This window comes from Streptomyces sp. NPDC050433 (genome assembly GCF_044458565.1).
Taxonomy (GTDB): Bacteria; Actinomycetota; Actinomycetes; order Streptomycetales; family Streptomycetaceae; genus Streptomyces.
Map to the genome: position 1 here is coordinate 36,866 of NZ_JBITIB010000042.1, position 17,428 is coordinate 54,293.

The window sequence follows — 17,428 nt, forward strand, 5'->3', positions numbered from 1 at the left end:
TGTGTAACAGAGGAGGGAGTCATACATGAGTGCAGATACGGCTACGGAGAAGGCGGTCCTCGCGGGCGGCTGCTTCTGGGGTATGCAGGATCTGATTCGGGGTCTGCCGGGGGTGGTCTCCACCAGGGTCGGTTACACCGGTGGTGATGTCGCGAACGCGACGTACCGCAATCACGGAACGCACGCCGAGGGGATCGAGATCGTCTTCGATCCCGAGCAGACCAGCTACCGCCAGATCCTTGAGTACTTCTTCCAGATCCACGACCCCACGACGCTCAACCGTCAGGGCAACGACATCGGTCTCAGCTACCGGTCCGCCATCTACTACATCGGCGACGAGCAGAAGCGGATCGCCGAGGACACCATCGCCGACGTCGACGCATCCGGCCTGTGGCCGGGGAAGGTCGTCACCGAGGTGGCCGGGGCGGGCGACTTCTGGGAGGCGGAGCCCGAGCACCAGGACTATCTGATCCGCTATCCCGACGGGTACACCTGCCACTTCATCCGGCCGGGCTGGAAGCTGCCCGCCCGCAGCGAGCGGTAGGCACCCGGCGCTGTGCCGGTCGTTCGCGATCGGGGGGGGGGGGGGGGGGGGGGGGGGGGCCCCCCCCCCCCCCCCCCCCCCCCCCCCGATCCGGCAGCGCACGTCAGCTCGCGAAGACCTGCGCGTCGTCCGCGAACGCCTTGAACTCCATCGCGTTGCCCGCCGGATCCAGCAGGAACATCGTCCACTGCTCGCCGGGCAGCCCCTCGAAACGGACGTACGGCTCGATGACGAACGCCGTCCCGGCCGCACGGAGCCGGTCCGCCAGCTCGTGGAACTCCGGCGGGGTCAGCAGCAGGCCGAAGTGCGGTACCGGCACGTCGTGCCCGTCGACCGCGTTGCGTACGCCCCCGTCGCTCCGGCGCGGCGCCAGATGCGTCACGAACTGGTGCCCGTGCAGATTCCAGTCGACCCAGGTGTCCGAGCTGCGGCCCTCCGGCAGGCCGAGCACACCGCCGTAGAAGCGGCGCGCGGCGGCGAGGTCGTCGACGGGCACCGCCAGATGGAAGCGCGGTATACGGGAGGAGCCCGGAGAGCCGGGAGCGCCGGGGGAGTCGGGGGTGGTCATCGGGGTGTCGCCGCCCTTCGTCGCGGTCGCGTACATGAGCACGGTCTCGTGTCTCATACACGTTCTGCCCCGTCAGACGGGTCTCTCCCGCACCACATCCGTCGGCTCCTTGTCCTCCCGCAGCCCCAGGAACCGCGGGTGGCGCAGCATCCCGTCCCGGGTCCACTCGGTGAACGCGATCTGCGCCACGAGCCGGGGCTCCGACCAGTGCGGAGCACGCTCCTTGATCACATCGGCGAACGGCGACCGGGAGACCGCCGCCTCGTCCAGACGGCGGCGGATCTCCGCCAGTGTCGCCTGGTCGTACCCCGTTCCGACCTTGCCCGCGTACCGCAGCCGTCCCTCCTCGTAATGACCGAGGAGCAGCGCGCCGAAGCCGACGCGTGAACCCGCCGGCTCCGTGTACCCGCCGATGACGAACTCCTGCCCCTGCTCGCACTTGAGCTTCAGCCAGCCCGTGGAACGCCGGGGCTCGTACCGTCCCGCGGCCCGTTTCGCGATCAGCCCCTCCCAGCCACTGGCGCACGCCCGGTCCAGCAGTTCCGGACCGCCCGCGTTGCGGTGCGCCGTGAAGCGCAGCGGTGCCCGGAAGGTCAGCGCCCTGCGCAGCAGCGACTTGCGCGAACGCAGCGAGATCGCGGTGAGATCGGCGCCGTCGAGCCGCAGCAGATCGAACAGGTAGTACGTGACGGCCACCCCGGTGGCCCGCGCCCGCCGGGGGTCGCTGATCCCCATCCGCCGCTGGAGCCGGGCGAAGTCGGTACGGCCGTGGGCGTATGCGACGACCTCGCCGTCCACCGTGAAGTCGGTGCGCTCCTGCGCGGCCAGGGCGTCCACGATCTCCGGGTAGGTGTCGTTCAGCCGCCGGCCGCTGCGCGACAGCAGCCGTACGCCCGACGCGTCCCGTACGGCGAGCACCCGGACGCCGTCCAGCTTGCGCTCGAAGATCCAGCCGTCGCCGAAGAGCCGTCGATCGCTCAGGGTGGCGAGTATCGGCGCGGACGCCAGAGCCGCGCCCGACCGTGTGTGGCCCAGTCTGCGCCGCTCGTCGGCGGGCAGCGTGTCCAGGAGGCTGCTCATCGCGCCTCGCCTCTCTCCGTCGGGTCCGACGAACCGACCGGGACAAGGCCTTGATCAGGTCGTCAGCTTTCGGAGAAGGCTCCCCGCGAGTGAGCGACGAGTGCGCATGTGACCAGGGCTGATCACCCGTTAGGGGCCACCGCGCGCGGTCGGCGGGGCGGTGCGAGGTCAGCCGGCCGCGCAACCGTCCCGCAGTTGCCGCGAGGCGCCGCACGTCGCGAGGCTGCACCATCTGCGCCGGCCCCCGCCGTCGAGGAACAGCCAGCCGCACTCCTCGTTGGGACAGCCGCGCACCACGAAGCGGCGCGGATCCGTCAGCAGATCGGCGGCGCTGCGGGCCGTCGCGTAGAGGGGGAGCCGCAGACCGGCGGAGGGGGAGATGCGCCAGCGGCCCAGACCGTCCCCGCCGCGTGTGAACACCGACGCCTTGGCCGCCGCTTCCGCCACATCCGCCACCGCCTTGAAGGCACCTGTGTCGGCCGGGTCCGTCAGGCAGGCGTACAGCCGCGCACGGAAGTCACGGGCCTCCGCCAGTACGGCCGCCGCTTCGCCGGGGGCGTGCCGCGCCCGTGTGATCAGACGGGTGACGACGTGGTCCTCCGCCAGGTCGAGATGGCCGGCCCACACCGCCAGGGCCGCGTAGTCGCGCAGCCATTCCGAACCGGGGAGTCGCGGGCCGCCCCAGCCCGCGTACGTGTTGCAGAACTCCAGCGCCGGATGGCCGCTGGTGTTCCACGGCAGCCAGTGGTCGCGGACCCGTACCGCGTACAGGGGCGCGGGTGGCCGGTCGAGGGCCGGATCGCGCCGCAGGACCCGCTGGTGAAGGGCCGTCAGATCCGGTCCCGGCTCGACGCCGAGCCGCTCCGAGAGCGCGTGACGTGTGACGCGGTAGAGCCGGACGGCCTCGGCCGCGCGGTCACCACGGTAGAGGGCCGTCATCTGGGCGGCGACGATGCGCTCCCTTTCCGGGTGCTCGTCGGCGAGGACCGTCAGGTCCGCCACGACCTGGTCGTGCAGGCCCATCGAGAGCTGTGTCTCGGCACGCAGTTCGACGGTGGACAGCCGCAGTGCGTCCAGGCGTCCGCCGAGCCGCTCGCGGAGCCGGGCGCCGGCCACATCGGCCAGCAAGGGCCCCCGCCACAGCGCGAGGGCCCGGTCGCAGAGGCGGATCCGCTCGGCGGGGTCCGTGGCGTCGGCCGCGGCACGGGCGAGCGGGACGAAGTCCTGGGCGTCGACCTCGTACCCGCCCGCCTCCAGGAGATAGCCGTCGTGGCGGGTCTCGATCCGCGGTCCGAGCCCTGTCCGCAGGGCGGCCCGCAGCCTGCCGATGTACGTGTGGACGGTGCCGCGCGCCGACGCGTTCGCCTCGCGGTCCCACAGCAGATCGATGAGCCGGTCGGTCGTCACGGCGTGCCCCGCGTCGAGCAGCAGGATCGACAGCAGACAACGCTCCTGGCGGCGGCAGTCCGTCAGGAGCCGCCGGCCCTCGTGGTGGGCCTCGAACGGCCCGAGCAGTTTGAACTTCACGGCGGCCAAGGGTAGTTGGACGCGCGAGGGCAGCAACTGGCCGTGGTGAGAATGTGGTCAGGCCCGGCGGGACGCTGCTGCCCAGGTCGTGGACCACCACTTCACCGGGGAGAACTCTGTGCGAGACACCGTCGTTGCGCTACTGGCCCTCACCACACCGCTGTTCGGGGTCGGGGCGCAGCCCGCTCAGGCCGCCTCGGACACCGCGGGGAGCGGCTGGGAACCGGCACCCTCCGCACCGTGGGACGCCGCCGCCGGTGTGCGGTGCGACGTCCCCATCCACGCCGAGCCCGTCGTGGACGAGGTGGTGCGGCGGGTGCTGACGACCCATCCGGACGGCTCCCCGAAACGCGTCCTCTACCGAGGGGACCTGGTGGTCCGGATCACGAATACCGACACCGGCGCCTTCTACGACGCGGACGCGAGTGGCACGGCTGCCGTGGACCACCGCGCCGACGGCTCGCAGTTCTGGTCCGTGCTGGGCCCGGTGCTGGTCGGTTTCGCCGAGAACGGCGGCAGTCTGGCGCGCGGTGTGTACCTGATCGACGGGGCGTACACCATGGACATCAGCTCCACCGGCTACAAGGACGTGACCATGGCCCACGGCTCGTACGACGACATCTGTGCGCGCGTCGACTGACGACGCACCACAGCGCGATGCCACGGTGCCCGGCCGCTGACTGTGCCTCTCTGACCGTGGGCCTCAGTGCGTCGGCGCCGGGGGCACCGCCGTTGCCCGCGGGAGTGCGATCTGGCCGGTGACGAACCAGCTCCACAGGCCGAACCGCAGCTTCTCGTCCCGTTCGCCCGCCAGTTTGGCGAAGCTCACGTCCCGGCCGTCGCCGGCCCGTCGTGTGGCGCCCCACTCCAGCTGGAACCGCAACGTGCCCGCCCGGTCCTGCGGAGGGACGGCGGTCACCGGCAGAATCTCGTCCAGCGCCCACCCGTATCCGCGCTGGCGGTATTCCGCGGTGACCCGCTCCCAGGTCAGCTCCAGGATCGTGCCCGACGCGGGGATGACGACGAGTGCGCCGCGCAGCCCGTTCGCGTGGCGGGTGTTGAAGGCGACGACGTCGGCCGTGCCCTCCGGATAGACATGACTGGTGCCCCGGCCGACCTGTGACTCGTCCGGGCACCCGTCGACGCCCGCCGTCTCGATCACCTCGCGCGCGCAGACGGGGAACGCGTCCGGACGGAAGTCCAGCGACTCGTCGAAGAGGAAGACGAAACGCCGTGCGCCCGCCGGTGCCCCGCCCGCGTCCGACCGGCTCGTGCGGTCGAAGCCCACCCGTACGCCACGCTTGGTGCCACCGTCGGGCGTGACCGCGACGGACAGCGTGTCGATGTTGCGCGGGCCGGGGACGTCGGGCTCGTACGGTCGCTGCGGGCCGCCCGGAGCGGGGTCGGACGGCGCGGCCGTCGCCGCGCCCGTCGCCGCGCCCGTCGCCGCGCCCCTAGCGGTGGCGGGTCCCGGTCCCGCCAGCAGCAGCGCCCCCGCCGTCAGCGCCGTCGTCACCGCCACCGAGACCCTGCGATCGGTACGCATACCTGTGCCCATGACTGCCGCCTCTCCTCTTCACGTTCCACGTGGTCACGAACTGAGGCTTCATGCTCACCCGGCGGACCGGCCGTTCCCTGTGCCCTGCCGAACCTGGGTTCCGCCGTACCCATGGTCCGCCGAGCCCACCGTGGACAATGAACAGCATGGGGACACAAGGGGAGTTGGGCGATTTCCTGCGCTCGCGTCGCGCCAGGATCCAGCCCGGGGACGTCGGTTACGCCTCCGGCTCCGGACAGCGCAGGGTGCCGGGGCTGCGCCGGGAGGAGCTGGCACACCTCGCGGGGGTGAGCGTCGACTACTACGTACGGCTGGAGCAGGGCCGTAACCGCAGCGTGTCCGACGCGGTGCTCGGCGCCGTCGCCGACGCCCTGCGGCTAGACGGGGACGAGCGCGACCATCTGTTCCGGCTGGCTCGCCCGCGGAAGCCGGGGGCGGGCCGGGCGGCGCTCGCGGTCCCCGAGGCGGCCGGCGCGGGCGTACGACCGGAGGTGCGGCGGCTGCTCGACTGGATCACCGCCCCCGCCGTCGCCCTCGGACGCCGGATGGACGTCCTCGCCTGGAACCGCCCCGCGTGCGGGCTGATCACCGACTTCGCGGCGCTCCCGCCGCGCGAGCGCAACATGTGCCGGCTGCACCTCCTCGACGAGGACATCGGCGCCCGGTACCCCGACCGCGACATGATCGCGCGCGAGGCCGTGGGCAATCTGCGGATCGCGGCGGGGATTCACCCCGACGACCCGGAGCTGCGCGAGCTGGTGGACGAACTCAAGGAGCACAGCGCGGAGTTCCGCCACCACTGGGCGCGGCACACCGTCCGTACGAAGGCGCACGGCATCAAGCTCATCGACCATCCGCACCTCGGATTCCTGAGACTCGGCTACGAGATCACCCACTTCCCGCAGGACACGGAGCTGAGCCTGCTCGTCTACACGGCGGCGCCGGGGACACCGGAGGAGAAGGCCTTACGGGAACTGGCCGAGACCTGACGGGCGGCATTCGAGGGCCGGCGCCGGGTGGGTGCGCCCGTACCCAGGTCGGCCGCGCCGGAGGGCGTCGCAGCCCGGGGGCGGGTGGAGCGGCGGGACCGGGTGGGCGGGCGGCCGACGATGAGATCGACGGTTCGAACGATCTCCGCACCCGAAAGGCACCCTCATGCGTCTGCTCGTCACCGGTCTGACCACCCTGGCGCTGGGAATCTTCACACTGACGCCCGTTTCCGAGTCAACTCCCTTCCCCGCTCCCTTACCTGCTCCCGTGTCCGCACCCGACCGATACGTGATTCCCGGCGACCGCGCCTTCCCGACCGGCATGGCCCTCGACCCGCGAACGGGGCACTACTACGTCGGCAGCGCCGAGGACGGCACCCTCTACCGAGGCCACACCAGCCGCCCGCGGGCCACGGTCTGGTCGCCCGACGGGACGGACGGCAGATCCTTCACCTCCGGCATGATGCTGGACGGCGAAGGCCGCCTGTTCGCGGGCGGCGGTGACACCGGCACCCTGCGGATCTACGACACGAGGACCGGCTGGCTGCTCGCCAAGCTCAACGGCACCCCCGGCGGCTTTGTCAACGAGGCGACCCTGGCCGACGACGGCGCGGCCTACGTCACCGACTCCTTCCGGCCCGTCATCTACCGCGTGGCGCGGGAGAACGGACGCTGGACGATGAAGCCCTGGCTCGACGTCGACACCTCCGCGATCGACTGGGTCCACGGTCAGCACAATCTCAACGGCATCCTCGCCCTCGGCCCCCACCTGCTCACCGTCCAGAGCAACACCGGCCAGTTGTGGCGCATCGACCGGGCCACCCGTGAGGTCACCGAGGTGGATCTCGGCGGCCACCGACTCCTCAGCGGTGACGGCCTGGCCTGGCGCGACGGACGGCTCTACGTCACGCAGGGCAACCTGTACGACAACCCCGGCGCCCAGGCACAGGTCGCCGTGGTGGAGCTGAACGACCAGCTGACGCGGGGACGTTACGTCTCCGGGCTGGTCCCGCCGGAGGGGTTCCAGCACCCGAGCGCCCTCGCGATCGACGGCTCCGCGAGCCGACTCCTCGTCGTCAACAGCCAGTTCAACCGCTGGCAGGCCGGACTGCCGCCGCTGACACTGCCGTTCACGATCGCCACCGTCCCGCTGCCGGAGAAGTAGGAGGTGCCTCAGGAGGCGCGGTGCGCCGGCTGGAGGCCGGCGTACACGCCGCCGCGTGACATCAACTCCTCATGAGTGCCCACCTCGGCGATCCGGCCCTGTTCCATCACCACGATGCGGTCCGCGCCCCGGATCGTGGACAGACGGTGCGCGACGACGAAGACGGTACGGCCGTGGACCAGCCGGGCCAGCGCCTCCTGCACCAGTGCCTCCGAGCGCGTGTCGAGCGCGGACGTGGCCTCGTCCAGGACGAGCACCCGAGGGTCGCGTATCAGCGCGCGGGCTATCGCGAGCCGTTGCTTCTGGCCGCCGGAGAGGCGCGCGCCGCGCTCCCCGACGACCGTGGCGAGGCCGTCCGGCAGGCGGTCGACGAATTCGAGGGCGTTCGCGTCCCGGAGTGCGCGCCGTACGGTCGTCTCGTCCGTGTCGTCGAGACCGTAGGTGACGTTCTCGCGGATCGTGCCCTCGAAGAGGATCGACTCCTGCGGTACGACGGACAGGAACCGCCGGTAGCTGCGCAGGTCGAGCGTGGCCATGTCCGTGCCGTCCAGGAGGATGCGGCCGGACGTGGGGCGGATGAAGCCGATGAGGAGGTTGAGCACCGTCGACTTGCCCGCGCCGGACGCGCCGACCAGGGCGATGGTCTGGCCGGGGCGCGCCGAGAGGGTGAAGTCCTCCACAGCGGGGTCCGGCGAGCCGTCGTACCGGAAACCGGCGTCCTGGAAATCGATACGCCCGGCGACCGAATCGACCTGCTCCTTGCCCGCGTTGCTCTCCAGGTCGGGGGCCTGTAGGACCTCACCCGCCGACCGTACGGACTCAAGTCCCTTGCTGATGACGGGCGCGAGGCCGAGCAGCGTCACCATCGAACTGGTCAGGGTGGTGAAGAACGCGCTCAGCATGACGACATCGCCCGCCGTGATGGGCAGCAGCCCGTGGTACGCCACGAGCGCCGAGCCCGCGAGACACACCACGCCCAGCGAGTTGAGGAGGATCCACGCGAGCGCGCCGAAGCGTCCGTTGAGCAGATCCAGCCGTACCCCGGCCGCCAGCACCTGGCGCAGCGAGCCGTCGATACGGACCATCGCCGCGCCCTCCAGACCGTGCGCGCGGGTGATCGGGATCAGCGACGTCATCTCACTGACCCGTGAGGACATGCGCTCGACCTCGTGCCGGAACGCCGCGTTGTGGCTCCGCAGACGCCCGCGCAGCCGCACGATCAGGAAACCGGCGGCCGGGACGACGAGCAGGAAGACGGGGAGGAACGACGGTACGCGCACCCCGATCACCACCAGACCGCCGACGAGCGTGATGACGGCGGCCAGCCCCATGTCCGAGGACTGCTGCGCCATTTGCTCCACGGTCTCCACGTCCCTGACCACCTTGGCCTGGAGCACGCCGGCGCTCATCCGCGAGTGGTAGCCGATCGAGAGCTGCTGCATCCGGCGGCACAGCGCGTCGCGCAGCGCCATGCCCACCCGCCGTACGCTCCCCGCCAGACAGCGCACATAGAGCAGATGCAGTGGAAGGTTGAGCAGCAGCACCACGAGCAGCACGCCCGCGTTGATCCAGATGCCGGAGACCGGACCGTGCTGCACGACGGTGTCGATGATGTTGGCGGTGACCAGGGGAAGCAGCCAGATCGGGCTGTGCTTCCCGATGAAGGCGAGGACGGCGAGGGCGAGTCGGGGGCGGTCGGGACGGAAGAGATAGCCGAGGGTCCGTAGGGGATGCTCACCCCGGTAGCGGTGGTCGAGCGCCGCCGATGAGGGGGTGGGGGAGACCGGTCGCTGCATGCGCCAAGCAAAGGCCGAGCCTCACCGGCCCCGCAACCCCATTCCCTCCGGAGCCCGTCCCCGCGCCGGGCGGGCCCCGGCCCGCCCGAGCCGCGCACCCCCGGCGTCAGCCGGCGAACGGGGTGTCCGGTACGCCCTGTCCGGCGTCCGGCAGGACCAGGAGCGAGCCGGTGAGGGGGTGCGGGGCGACGACGCCGACGCGGGCCGTGGTGATGTACAGGTCGCGCAGCTCCGGCCCGCCGAAAGCGCAGGAGGTGGGGCGGAGTACGGGCAGTTCGACCGTACGGTCCAACTCGCCGTCCGGCGTGTAGCGGCGGATCGCCGCACCGTCCCACAGTGCCACCCAGACGCAGCCGTCCGCGTCGACGGTCAGTCCGTCCGGGTGGCCGGCGCCGGGCTCGATCGTCGCCAACGGGCCCTGGTCGACGAGCGGTTCGCCGGGGGAGTGGGTGTCGGCGCGGAACCGGTCGATACGGCCGGTGGGCGTGTCGACGTAGTACATCGTCCGCCCGTCCGGGCTCCAGCCGGTGCCGTTGCCGATGGTGACCGCGCGGCTGTCGGTGACCGGGCCGCCCGGTGCCACCCGGATCAGCGCCCCGCCGCCCGGCGCCTCGTCGTAGCGCATGCTGCCCGCCCACAGCGCGCCGTCGGGCGCCACGGCCGCGTCGTTGCCCCGGCGGCCGGGCACCGGATCGTGCACCAGCCACGAGAAGTCGCCGCCGGGGCCGTAAAGTCCGATGCCGTCACGGAGGTTGACCACCAGTCCGCCCCCGGCCCGGGGGAGCGCGGCGCCGACGTGCTGCTCGGTGGCCAGGACCGTACGGCGGCCGTCGGCCGGATCGAAGGTGTGGATCCGCGAGTTGAGGATGTCCACCCACAGCAGCCGGCCGGTCGCCGGATCCCAGACGGGGCCCTCGCCCAGCTTCGCCTCCGCCCGTACGGCGACCTCGATCATCGCGCCCCGCCCGGGTCCCCGGCCGACTGCCAGGTGCCGGCCGGCGGACGCTGCCCCAGACCGCTCCTGCTCCAGTCGCAGACCCCGTCGGGGAACGCCGCGCGCAGCTGCCGGAGTTCACCGCCGGTGAACGTCACCGCGTAGTCGGCCGGATCCACCGCCTTGCGGCGGCACGCGATCACATCGTCCGCGAGCGGGGCGCCGGCGACCAGCCTCGGCGTCGGGTACGCCGGGTAGAGCGCGCCGCACTCGCCCGCGTTGTCGTAACCGAGCCGCTGCTCGACCTTCCGGGGCTCCGCGTCCTTGGTCCAGCACGCGTCCGTCAGCTCTGCGGGCTTGTGCGCGAGCACGTCCCGCGCTGTCCACTCCGCCCGCGAGCCGTCCGCCGTCAGCGACGTCAGCCAGCTGTCCATCTCGGTGAGCGCGTACCGCAGCGCGGGGCTCCGCAGACTGAAGCCGTGGCGGTTGTCCTCCGCGAGCATCACCTGGTTGTCCGCGTTGCCGTTCGCCGCGATCAGCCGGGCGCGGGTGGAGAACCCGTGCACCGACATGTGGATGTCACCGCCGGGCAGATCGTCGGTGTAGGAGCGGTGGTCGATGACCGGTGTGGTGGCGAGACCCGCGCCGCCCCACAGGATGCGGCCCGTGCCGTACGCCGCCTCGGTCGCCGTACGGTCGGCCGCCGTGCGCCCCGTGGTGAACTCGGCGTCGCGGTCGATGCCGCCGACACGGGAGTTGAGGTCGATGAACTGCTTCTTGTCGATCGCGCCCGCGTTCAGCGCGTCGAGCCCGTACTGCACACCGACGTTGTCCAGCGGGCGCAGCGCGGCGCCGGTGCGCCGGTCGGTCCCGTACACGTTCACGGTGTGGTCGAAGACCGTCCCCCGCGCCCCGTCGGGGTTGGTGAGCGCGTTGTACCGCTGGTCCTCGGGCAGGGCGGCGGGAAACTCCGCGTCCGGGTCGAGGCGCTTCGCGCCGTCGCTGAGATTCGGGATACCGGCCCGCTCGCGGAACCCGGCGATCGCCCTCTGCTGCTCGGCGCTGAACTCGTCCGGCGCCGTCGCGGTGAAGTAGTGGTTGAGCAGCCGGGAGTCCAGCAACGTGAGGTTGGTCGCCGACGTCACGTCGGGGAAGCTGCATCCGACGATGATCCCGTCGAGCAGACCGGGGTAGTTGTCGGCGATCTGATAGCTCTGGTACGAGCCGCCGGAGCACCCCCAGCCGATGGTGAAGCGCGGGACGCCGTACCGCTCCACGAAGTGCTCCTTGACCATCATCATGGTCTCGGACGCGAGCAGGTCGTTGCAGTTGTTGCCGAAGACGTTGAGGGACGACGAGGCCACGGCGTACCCCCGCCCCAGCATCTCGGTGTCCAGTACGCCGCCGGTGTCCGAGCCCTGGGTGTACCAGCCGCCCCGGCAGCCGCCACCGAAGGTGTACATGAGCCGCCCGTTCCACCCCTCGGCGGGCCGCGCACGCGTCGGCTCCGGCGCGGCGGGGTCTGCCAGCATGGAGATCTGGTAGACGCCCCGGTTGCGCGTGCCGGTCTCTATTCGGATGAGGAAGGGCACCCGCGCACCGGTGGTCGTGGTGGTCGTCGCGAGGTCGGCGGGGCGGCTCGCCGGATCGGCCAGGGGTTTCACGGTCCCGTCGGTGGAGCGGTACGCGTGGTCGACCCGTGTCGCGATCGAGCAGTCCTCGTCCAGCGGTGGCCCCAGGGTGGAGCCGTCGACCAGCTTGAACGTCCGTGTGCCGCAGACGAAGGGCCGCTCGTGCGGACCGCTGATGACCGGGCCGGTGGACGGATGGTCGCTCACCTGGAGCGTGGCCCGCGCGCCGGGCCGGCCGGGGACGGTCGCGACGAGCTGGTTGCCGCCCTCGCGCAGGGACGTCACCAGACCGGTCAGGGTGCCGGGGGCGGCGCCCGTGGCCGTGAACGCCGACGTCACGTCCGTGCCGTCACGGGTGACGCGTACGTCATCGGGGTCGAGGCCCCGCGGGACCCCCACGCTCACCAGCACGTCACCGCCGGTGACCACGTCGGGCCGGGTCGACAGCGTGTCGATGGTCAGCCGCTCGGAGTCGGCCGCGCGGCCCGGTGACTGGGCGGCGGCACTGGGCAGACAGGTCAGCAGCAGCGCACCGGCGGCGAGCGCGATGGCGAGAACGGGCCGACGGGACACCGATGAACCCCCATGATCTGTGGACACGATCGGTTCGCCGGCCGCATCGGCCGTACACCCACGTGTCGCTCGACTTCACTGACATCACTCCCGGACCCGCTGAATGGTTCATCCGACGACGCGTCGGGTCAAGACCACGGACCGTGAACTCGCGCTCGCCCCCCTTCTGGGAGGGGTGTAGAAAGGGGGCATGGCCGGACGCGACGGCCGCCGGCGCTCCGTTCTGAAGATGAGAACAGTCGCGGGCCAGGTCTTTCTCCTTCAGGTGGCGATCGTCGTACTGCTCGTCGCCGCCGCCTCCGCCGCGCTCGTGCTCCAGGGCCGCGCGGACAGCGACCGCGAGGCACGCAACCGCTCCGTCGCCGTGGCCGAGACCTTCGCGAACTCACCGGGCATCGAGGCGGCCCTCAAGAACCCCAACCCCGCCGAGGTCCTGCGCAGACCCGCCGAGCTGGCCAGGGAACGGTCGGGCGTGGACTTCATCGTCGTCCTCAACACCAAGGGAATCCGCTACACCCACCCGATTCCCAACCGTGTCGGCAAGAAGTTCGTCGGCAACATCAAGCCCGCCCTCGAAGGCCATGTCATCGTCGAGAAGATCACCGGCACCATCGGCCCCCTCATTCAGGCGGTCGTCCCCGTCACCGACGCGAGCGGCAAAGTGGTCGGGCTGGTCTCCGCGGGCATCACCATCAAACGCGTCAGCTCCGTCGTGGAGCAGGAGTTCCCGCTCCTGTTCGGCTCCGCCGGTGGCGTTCTCCTGCTGACCATGGGCGGTACGGCCCTGGTGAGCAGACGCCTGCGCCGCCAGACGCGCGGGCTCGGACCCGCAGAGATGACCCGGATGTACGAGCACCACGACGCGGTTCTGCACGCCGTACGCGAAGGGGTGCTCATCGTCGGCGGCGACGGCAGACTGCTGCTGGCCAACGACGAGGCCCGCAGACTGCTCGCCCTGCCGGCGGACGTCGAGGGCCGCTCCATCACCGACCTGGGCCTGGACCCCGGCACCGGGAAACTGCTGGCCTCCGGCCGGACCGCGACCGACGAGGTCCATCCCGTCGGCGAACGCCTTCTCGCCATCAGCCAGCGCCCCACGGACCAGGACGGCGGCCCGCCCGGAAGCGTGACCACCCTGCGCGACACCACCGAACTCCAGACGCTCACCGGAAAGGCCGATGTGGCCCGCAGACGCCTGCGGCTGCTGTACGACGCCGGTACGGAGATCGGTACGACCCTGGACGTCGTCCGCACCTGCGAGGAACTGGCCGAGTTCGCCGCCGCCCACTTCGCCGACTTCGCGACCGTCGACCTGGTCGAGCCCGTCCTGCGCGGCGAGGAACCCTCCACCGTGGTCACGGACGTGCGCCGGACCGCCTTCAGCGGCCCGGAGGAGGACACCGCGCTCTACCCGCTCGGCGAGTCGATCCACTTCCTCCCGGCCACGCCGACGACCGACGCCGTCATGAACGGTGAGTCGACGCTGGTCCCGGATCTCGCCGCGTCCTCCGGCTGGCACAAACAGCATTCCCCACGCGCCAGGAAGCTCGTCGAGGAAGACGGCTTCCACTCGATGATCACCGTCCCGATGCGGGCGCGCGGCGTCATCCTCGGTATCGCCACCTTCTGGCGGTCCACGCGGCCCATGGCGTTCGAGAGCGAGGACCTGTCCGTCGCCGAGGAACTGGTCGCCAGGGCGGCGGTCAGCGTCGACAACGCCCGCCGCTACACCCGTGAACACACCATGGCCGTCACGCTCCAGCGCAGCCTGCTGCCGCGCGGCCTGCCCGACCAGAACGCCATCGACGTCGCCTACCGCTATCTGCCCGCCCAGGCCGGTCTCGGCGGTCTCGGCGGCGTCGGCGGCGACTGGTTCGACATCATCCCGCTGCCCGGCGCCCGCGTGGCGCTGGTGGTCGGCGACGTCGTCGGCCACGGCCTGCACGCCGCCGCCACCATGGGCCGGCTGCGTACCGCCGTCCACAACTTCTCCACCCTCGATCTGCCGCCCGACGAACTCCTCTGGCACCTGGACGAGTTGGTGGCCCGTATCGACCAGGACGAGGCGGTCGACGGAGCGGAGGCCGGCGTCACCGGCGTCACCTGCCTGTACGTGATCTACGACCCGGTCTCCGGAAACTGCACCATGGCTCGCGCGGGCCACCTCCAGCCCGTCCTCATCCAACCGGACGGCACGGCCGCCTTCGCCGACGTACCCGGCGGCCCGCCACTGGGACTCGGTGGGCTGCCCTTCGAGACCCTGGAGGTCCACCTGCCGGAGAACAGCCGGCTGGTGATGTACACCGACGGCCTCGTCGAGGACCGGCACCGGGACATCGACGAGGGCCTGACGCTGCTGCGCAGTACGCTCGCCGCGCAGGCCGACCGGACGCCCGAGCAGGCGTGCGACGCGGTCCTCCAGGCGCTGCTGCCCGAGCACCCGCGCGACGACATCGCCCTGCTGGTCGCCAGCACGCGGGTGCTGGACGGCGCGCACGTCGCCGACTGGGAGATTCCCGCCGACCCGGCCGCCGTGGGCAGGCTGCGGGCCGACGTCACGCGCAAGCTGACGGACTGGGGCCTGGTCGAGGAGGCGTTCACCACCGAGCTGATCCTCAGCGAGCTGGTCACCAACGCGATCCGCTACGCGTCGGGGCCGATCCGGGTACGGCTGATCCGCGACCGCAGCCTGATCTGCGAGGTCTCCGACCACAGCAGCACCTCACCGCATCTGCGGCAGGCGGCCGGCACCGACGAAGGCGGCCGTGGGCTCTTTCTCGTCGCCCAGTTCGCGGAGCGCTGGGGGACCCGCTACGGCGCTCAGGGCAAGGTCATCTGGACCGAACAGCTGCTCGGCAGCGCCTGACGCACCACCGCACGCGCTGTCTGTCAACTTGGATTCGGCCGTACGGGAGCCGACGAGCGAGGTCCGTGCGGACGCCATACGCTCGTCGAGAGCGCGAAATCAGGTACGTCAGCGTGAACTCCAACAGATGAACTCCAACAGACGTGGTACCCGCCCGCACACATGAGCGAAGGGACTGGGTTATGGGGCTGTTGTCGGCCGTACTGATATCCCTGGTGTTTCCGGCTCTGATGCTGCTCATCACGGTGGGGCTCGGACGTATGGAGGAGTTCCTGTTGCCCCATCTGCGGGCGCCGCGGCCGGCCGACGGTGACTCGGAGGCCCCGTCGGAGAACTCGGCGCCGGAGGACGGCCGCGCCAAGGACGTCCGGGCCGATGCCCGCGTGGAAGCCGTACGCCGTTCCGCCCGCCGCCGTGCCTACGGCACCCCGCGCCCCGTCGGCCGCACCAACACCGGCCCGCCGCGCGGCGCGCGGACGACCCCCCTGAGGTTCCGATGAGACAGCGCGACGTCGTCGACGCACTGCTCCGCACCCACGGCGGCACCTACGCCAAGGACGCGGGCATCCGGCTGCGTGACACCCCGCAGCCCCTCTACCAACTGATCGTCCTGGCCCTCCTGTTGAGCGCCCCCATCCGGGCCGGCGTCGCCGTCGCCACGGCGCGCGCCCTCAGCGAGGAGGGACTGCGCAACCCCCGCCGGATGACCCGGGCGACCTGGCAGCAGCGCGTCGACGCGCTGGGCCGGGGCGGCTACCGCCGTTACGACGAGAGCACCGCCACCCGACTCGGCGACGGCGCCGACCTGTTGATCCGGCGGTGGCACGCCGACCCGCGCCGGATGCGCGCCGAGGCCGACGGCGACGTGCCCGTCCTGCGCCATCTGCTCCAGGACCTGCCGGGGATCGGCCCCACCGGGGCGGACATCTTCCTGCGCGAGGTACAGACCGTGTGGCCCGAGGTGGCGCCGTACTTCGACACCAAGGCGCTGCGCGGCGCGGAACGTCTCGGGCTCGGCACCGACGCGGCGACGCTCGCCCGGCTGTCCGGGGACGCGGGCCCCGCCGTCCTGGCCGCCGCGCTCGTACGCGCCGCGCTGGACGACGACATCGTCGAGGACTGCCTGCGCGAGGCACGACGGGAGACACGGGCCGGAGCCGCGACCTGAGAAGGGGACGGCGGCGGGCAGTCAGTCAGTTCTAGTACTCGCTGTCGATGCCCGTCACGAACGCCTGTCCCGTCGGCGCGTCGTCCGCCGAGAAACCCGCCTCGCCGAGCGCGGCGCCCGCCACCCGCTTCGCCTCCTTCTCGGCGGCCCGCCTGTTCTCCGCCTCGATCTCCAGCCGGATGCTGAACGTGCCGCCCTCGTTGACCGTCAGGCTGTCCAGGTCCTCGGCCTCACCCAGCGCCGTGTGCTGCGGGTCCGCGGGCCTCAGGGCCCGCAGCAGCGCCGCGCGAGAGTCGGCGTCGAGCGTGCGCAGGAAGGTGCCGGGGACGGTGATGACGTACGCGGTCATGCGAACTCCTGGCGTTGACGGCCCCCGTCGTACGGGGTGGGCTTCGCGCCCCACCCTGTGACCTGCCCGGTTTTTCCCTTCGATCACCTCCCCGTTCCGGATCACCGCCCGGATTCCCGCACCTGTGCCCCACGGACATCGTCCGGGCGGGCGGGGGGAGGTCTCGCTTCCGGGCGGCCGTTTCGTGTGGGATGCTGACCACTTCCGGATCTCCCCTTCTCTCAGCCGAGGCACTATGCGCTGCGTCATCGCCCGCTTCCCCTTCGATCTGGTCAAGAGCGAGGTGCAGGCGGCGATGAAGGGCATCAAGCCCGAACCGGTCACGGGCGAGTCCGTCGTCATCAGCCGCCGTACCTATCCGGTGAAGCAGGTGGGCGAAGTGATCACGCGCCAGGACCGCCGTGACTTCTCCGCCGCCGAGGTGACACGCGCGCTGACTCGTCTCGGCTTCACGTGCCGCAGCGCCCCCCTCCCCGCGCCCGTGGTGGAACCGAGCCCGCTGGAGACGGCGTCGGCGCTGCTCGGCACCCCCACGCGGAACTGACCGACCGCGCGGACCCGACTTGGGGGGGGGGGCGCCCCCCCCCCCCCCGGGGGGGGGGGCGCGCGGGGAGATGCGCCGCGCAGGGGCGCCGCCCCAAAACGACACCCGTGGGGCAGGACCCCCCCGAGCGCCCCCC

General features: G+C 71.6%; 16 protein-coding genes. 8 read left to right on the forward strand and 8 right to left on the reverse strand.

Annotated features, from left to right (window positions below):
• Window positions 1–25 precede the first annotated feature (25 nt).
• Entirely contained in the window at window positions 26–544 is a 519-nt protein-coding gene (gene msrA, locus ACIBLA_RS34570; protein ID WP_363244525.1) for a peptide-methionine (S)-S-oxide reductase MsrA, read from the forward strand.
• 103 nt (window positions 545–647) lie between these two features.
• On the opposite strand, the gene ACIBLA_RS34575 is transcribed toward msrA, so the two are convergent.
• From ACIBLA_RS34575 to ACIBLA_RS34585, 3 genes are all read right to left on the reverse strand, one after another.
• Window positions 648–1,112 (reverse strand): VOC family protein, encoded by a 465-nt coding sequence (locus tag ACIBLA_RS34575; protein ID WP_363246758.1) that lies wholly within the window; start codon window positions 1,110–1,112, stop codon window positions 648–650.
• Between the two features lie 72 nt (window positions 1,113–1,184).
• On the reverse strand, window positions 1,185–2,192 hold the full coding sequence (ligD, locus tag ACIBLA_RS34580) for a non-homologous end-joining DNA ligase (RefSeq protein ID WP_399200892.1): 1,008 nt from the start codon (window positions 2,190–2,192) through the stop codon (window positions 1,185–1,187).
• Window positions 2,193–2,360: 168 nt separating this feature from the next.
• Entirely contained in the window at window positions 2,361–3,719 is a 1,359-nt protein-coding gene (locus ACIBLA_RS34585; RefSeq protein ID WP_399200893.1) for a BTAD domain-containing putative transcriptional regulator, read from the reverse strand.
• Window positions 3,720–3,837: 118 nt separating this feature from the next.
• Here ACIBLA_RS34585 and ACIBLA_RS34590 point away from each other — a divergent pair, with 118 nt between their 5' ends.
• The gene (locus ACIBLA_RS34590; protein ID WP_363246755.1) at window positions 3,838–4,359 is read left to right on the forward strand and encodes a hypothetical protein; all 522 of its coding nucleotides are present in this window, start codon (window positions 3,838–3,840) and stop codon (window positions 4,357–4,359) included.
• A 63-nt stretch (window positions 4,360–4,422) separates the two neighbouring features.
• On the opposite strand, the gene ACIBLA_RS34595 is transcribed toward ACIBLA_RS34590, so the two are convergent.
• Window positions 4,423–5,277, reverse strand: a complete 855-nt coding sequence (locus tag ACIBLA_RS34595; RefSeq protein WP_399200894.1) for a hypothetical protein — start codon at window positions 5,275–5,277, stop codon at window positions 4,423–4,425.
• A 146-nt stretch (window positions 5,278–5,423) separates the two neighbouring features.
• Here ACIBLA_RS34595 and ACIBLA_RS34600 point away from each other — a divergent pair, with 146 nt between their 5' ends.
• Together ACIBLA_RS34600 and ACIBLA_RS34605 are read left to right on the forward strand one after the other, a co-directional pair.
• On the forward strand, window positions 5,424–6,266 hold the full coding sequence (locus tag ACIBLA_RS34600; protein ID WP_399200895.1) for a helix-turn-helix transcriptional regulator: 843 nt from the start codon (window positions 5,424–5,426) through the stop codon (window positions 6,264–6,266).
• A gap of 268 nt (window positions 6,267–6,534) precedes the next feature.
• On the forward strand, window positions 6,535–7,431 hold the full coding sequence (locus tag ACIBLA_RS34605) for a hypothetical protein (protein ID WP_399200896.1): 897 nt from the start codon (window positions 6,535–6,537) through the stop codon (window positions 7,429–7,431).
• Window positions 7,432–7,439: 8 nt separating this feature from the next.
• On the opposite strand, the gene ACIBLA_RS34610 is transcribed toward ACIBLA_RS34605, so the two are convergent.
• The 3 genes from ACIBLA_RS34610 to ACIBLA_RS34620 form a co-directional block, all read right to left on the reverse strand.
• Entirely contained in the window at window positions 7,440–9,227 is a 1,788-nt protein-coding gene (locus tag ACIBLA_RS34610; RefSeq protein ID WP_363246751.1) for an ABC transporter ATP-binding protein, read from the reverse strand.
• Between the two features lie 106 nt (window positions 9,228–9,333).
• Window positions 9,334–10,182 (reverse strand): SMP-30/gluconolactonase/LRE family protein, encoded by an 849-nt coding sequence (locus ACIBLA_RS34615; protein ID WP_363246750.1) that lies wholly within the window; start codon window positions 10,180–10,182, stop codon window positions 9,334–9,336.
• On the reverse strand, window positions 10,179–12,365 hold the full coding sequence (locus ACIBLA_RS34620) for a DUF6351 family protein (RefSeq protein WP_363246749.1): 2,187 nt from the start codon (window positions 12,363–12,365) through the stop codon (window positions 10,179–10,181). Before ACIBLA_RS34620 ends, ACIBLA_RS34615 begins: the two co-directional genes overlap by 4 nt.
• A gap of 190 nt (window positions 12,366–12,555) precedes the next feature.
• On the opposite strand from ACIBLA_RS34620, the gene ACIBLA_RS34625 reads away from it, so the two are divergent.
• The 3 genes from ACIBLA_RS34625 to ACIBLA_RS34635 all read left to right on the forward strand — a co-directional run bounded on the left by ACIBLA_RS34625 (window position 12,556) and on the right by ACIBLA_RS34635 (window position 16,399).
• Window positions 12,556–15,231, forward strand: a complete 2,676-nt coding sequence (locus ACIBLA_RS34625; protein ID WP_363246748.1) for a SpoIIE family protein phosphatase — start codon at window positions 12,556–12,558, stop codon at window positions 15,229–15,231.
• A 182-nt stretch (window positions 15,232–15,413) separates the two neighbouring features.
• A complete protein-coding gene (locus ACIBLA_RS34630) occupies window positions 15,414–15,731 on the forward strand; it encodes a hypothetical protein (RefSeq protein ID WP_363246747.1) in 318 nt (105 codons plus the stop codon).
• The gene (locus ACIBLA_RS34635; protein ID WP_363246746.1) at window positions 15,728–16,399 is read left to right on the forward strand and encodes an endonuclease; all 672 of its coding nucleotides are present in this window, start codon (window positions 15,728–15,730) and stop codon (window positions 16,397–16,399) included. Before ACIBLA_RS34630 ends, ACIBLA_RS34635 begins: the two co-directional genes overlap by 4 nt.
• 31 nt (window positions 16,400–16,430) lie before the next feature.
• Here ACIBLA_RS34635 and ACIBLA_RS34640 read toward each other — a convergent pair whose 3' ends face one another.
• Complete coding sequence (locus ACIBLA_RS34640; RefSeq protein WP_363246745.1) at window positions 16,431–16,748, reverse strand: hypothetical protein; 318 nt, start codon at window positions 16,746–16,748, stop codon at window positions 16,431–16,433.
• A gap of 235 nt (window positions 16,749–16,983) precedes the next feature.
• Between ACIBLA_RS34640 and ACIBLA_RS34645 the strand changes: the two genes are divergently transcribed.
• Window positions 16,984–17,292 (forward strand): SCO5918 family protein, encoded by a 309-nt coding sequence (locus ACIBLA_RS34645; RefSeq protein WP_363246744.1) that lies wholly within the window; start codon window positions 16,984–16,986, stop codon window positions 17,290–17,292.
• Window positions 17,293–17,428 lie beyond the last annotated feature (136 nt).

What these genes read in the sequence shown, in the direction of transcription:
- ACIBLA_RS34595 (WP_399200894.1), bottom strand. Translation starts at nt 5,277, where the DNA reads ATGGGCACAGGTATGCGTACCGATCGCAGGGTCTCGGTGGCGGTGACG.
- ACIBLA_RS34615 (WP_363246750.1), bottom strand. Translation starts at nt 10,182, where the DNA reads ATGATCGAGGTCGCCGTACGGGCGGAGGCGAAGCTGGGCGAGGGCCCC.
- ACIBLA_RS34575 (WP_363246758.1), bottom strand. Translation starts at nt 1,112, where the DNA reads ATGACCACCCCCGACTCCCCCGGCGCTCCCGGCTCTCCGGGCTCCTCC.
- msrA (WP_363244525.1), top strand. Translation starts at nt 26, where the DNA reads ATGAGTGCAGATACGGCTACGGAGAAGGCGGTCCTCGCGGGCGGCTGC.
- ACIBLA_RS34600 (WP_399200895.1), top strand. Translation starts at nt 5,424, where the DNA reads ATGGGGACACAAGGGGAGTTGGGCGATTTCCTGCGCTCGCGTCGCGCC.
- ACIBLA_RS34625 (WP_363246748.1), top strand. Translation starts at nt 12,556, where the DNA reads ATGGCCGGACGCGACGGCCGCCGGCGCTCCGTTCTGAAGATGAGAACA.
- ACIBLA_RS34640 (WP_363246745.1), bottom strand. Translation starts at nt 16,748, where the DNA reads ATGACCGCGTACGTCATCACCGTCCCCGGCACCTTCCTGCGCACGCTC.
- ligD (WP_399200892.1), bottom strand. Translation starts at nt 2,192, where the DNA reads ATGAGCAGCCTCCTGGACACGCTGCCCGCCGACGAGCGGCGCAGACTG.
- ACIBLA_RS34635 (WP_363246746.1), top strand. Translation starts at nt 15,728, where the DNA reads ATGAGACAGCGCGACGTCGTCGACGCACTGCTCCGCACCCACGGCGGC.
- ACIBLA_RS34610 (WP_363246751.1), bottom strand. Translation starts at nt 9,227, where the DNA reads ATGCAGCGACCGGTCTCCCCCACCCCCTCATCGGCGGCGCTCGACCAC.
- ACIBLA_RS34645 (WP_363246744.1), top strand. Translation starts at nt 16,984, where the DNA reads ATGCGCTGCGTCATCGCCCGCTTCCCCTTCGATCTGGTCAAGAGCGAG.
- ACIBLA_RS34630 (WP_363246747.1), top strand. Translation starts at nt 15,414, where the DNA reads ATGGGGCTGTTGTCGGCCGTACTGATATCCCTGGTGTTTCCGGCTCTG.